The organism is Chryseobacterium sp. P1-3 (genome assembly GCF_000738495.1).
GTDB lineage: Bacteria > Bacteroidota > Bacteroidia > Flavobacteriales > Weeksellaceae > Chryseobacterium > Chryseobacterium gallinarum.
The window spans coordinates 1-2,360 of sequence record NZ_JPEQ01000033.1; the positions used below are offsets into that span (position 1 = coordinate 1).

Annotated in this window: 2 rRNA genes; both read left to right on the forward strand. The window is 37.4% G+C overall.

The annotated features are described in order from the left end of the window. The first annotated feature begins 250 nt into the window (after positions 1 to 250). Positions 251 to 358: ribosomal RNA gene (gene rrf / locus HX13_RS21535) — 5S ribosomal RNA — on the forward strand. Positions 359 to 1,874: 1,516 nt separating this feature from the next. Beyond that, positions 1,875 to 2,360, forward strand: a 16S ribosomal RNA gene (locus tag HX13_RS21545); the annotation flags it as partial.

Sequence of the window (2,360 nt, forward strand, 5' to 3'; positions counted from 1 at the left end):
ATAGGCTATAGGTGTAAAGGCAGTAATGTCATAGCCGAGTAGTACTAATTACCCGTAGATTTATAGCCTATGGTTGCTATAAAATTATCATATTAAACATATAATAAATGACAAGTACTTTATGCGCAGTAAAGGTTTTGTCTTTGTGAGAGTTTTTATCGCTTAAAAACCGCAAATGGCAGTAAGCAGTTAGCGATTGGCAAAAAAGCCAAAAGCCAGCAGCAAATAGCCAGATGCTATATACCTTCTTTAGGGTGGTTTTAGCGGTGGGGCTCACCTGTTCCCATTCCGAACACAGAAGTTAAGCCCACCAGCGCCGATGGTACTGCTAACGCGGGAGAGTAGGCCGCCGCCAGTTTTTTTATTTTATTTTAAAAGTCTCATACAGTAATGTGTGAGACTTTTTTTTGTTATAGACCCATCCTATCTATATTATATCTATCCCACGCCTATGTACCTGGAACTATCCCTATGTACCTATTCTGGAATTATCCCTGCACTTATACAGGGTGAAGAGTGAGAAACAGATAACAGATAATAGATAATAGATAATAGATAATAGATAATAGATTCCGGATAGTGAATATGTTTTGGCTAAAGCCTGTGGAATTTTATGGTTTTATTGAGCACGGGCTAAAGCCCGTGGCTATTGAATAGCTGTGCTCATTATATCTTTTTTCTAAACATAAACATTAAAACATATCCGTATATTCCTTGATTTTCTCCAAACAAATCTCCACATTCTTCTGTGTCAATCCGTGTAATCCGTGGTGAAATAAAATACAATGCTCTTTTCCATTATGGGTTTATCACTAATGGCGGTTTTAGCCAAAACTTAAAAACAATTACCTTCTCAGTATGAATAAAAAATGAGTAATGTGTGTGGGTATTTTAAATGATGTATTATATGCTTTGGCTAAAGCCTATGGAATTTTATGCTTTTTATTGGGCACGGCTAAAGTTCACTTCTATTGAGATCTTTCACAATAGCAGAGAATATGAATATTCACAAAATGGCTTTTTAACCAGTTAGATTTCTACTGAATAGCAAAGTATAGTTGTTATATCATCACTATTATTGATTACTCATTACAGAGCAATCACTCATCTTAAAGATAACTCAATATTTATCACATATCTATTCCTCTACAGATTGGCTATTATCATCCTATAAGAGTCAAACAGTCCATTATTTCCAACGAATAAAAGTTCATTAACAGGACCCCAGGCTTTAGCCCAATAATGGCTCTATATAAATAGGTGTAAAATACCTGTTATATCAACCTTTCACAGTTTTTAAAAACAATTCCACTATTGTGGATAAGTGTTAGTGAAAGTATAATAATAATATAAATCAGATAGTTAAAAGTAATACTTATTCACAATTATAATACTGCTGTAAATTTTATGTTAACTAGACTTGTTTTGCGTTGTATAAAGTTGTTATCTTTGCCCCACTGAAAACGAGAGAGTATCAGTCAAGCGCAGAAGAGCTTTTAGGTAAGCAAGAACATTATAATACTTCAAAAAAGAGACGGACGAAAAAAAACTTAAAAAACTTTTTTGCAAAAAGAGTTGTGGTTTTAAAAAGAGTTTGTATCTTTGCAGTCCGAATAAATCGGAGCGCAGGAGTAGGGGTGATTGAGGTTTTGAGAAGAATTAAGGTTACTTAAAAAACTTTAAAATTTTCTTCAGGAACATTTGGTCATTACAAAATAAAGTTTTACTTTTGCACTCGCAAATACGGAGCGGATATAGACAGAAAGATTGCTTCGTTAAAAAGCGGAAGATATAAAGATCATTGACATACAATATAACAACCAAGTAAGGAAAAACTAAAGCGTTAAAAAACTTTGAGTGAGTCAGACAAACATACAATGGAGAGTTTGATCCTGGCTCAGGATGAACGCTAGCGGGAGGCCTAACACATGCAAGCCGAGCGGTAGATTGCTTTCGGGCAATTGAGAGCGGCGTACGGGTGCGGAACACGTGTGCAACCTGCCTTTATCTGGGGGGATAGCCTTTCGAAAGGAAGATTAATACCCCATAATATAAGAGACGGCATCGTTTTTTTATTGAAAACTCCGGTGGATAGAGATGGGCACGCGCAAGATTAGATAGTTGGTGAGGTAACGGCTCACCAAGTCGACGATCTTTAGGGGGCCTGAGAGGGTGATCCCCCACACTGGTACTGAGACACGGACCAGACTCCTACGGGAGGCAGCAGTGAGGAATATTGGACAATGGGTGAAAGCCTGATCCAGCCATCCCGCGTGAAGGACGACGGCCCTATGGGTTGTAAACTTCTTTTGTATAGGGATAAACCTTTCCACGTGTGGAAAGCTGAAGGTACTATACGA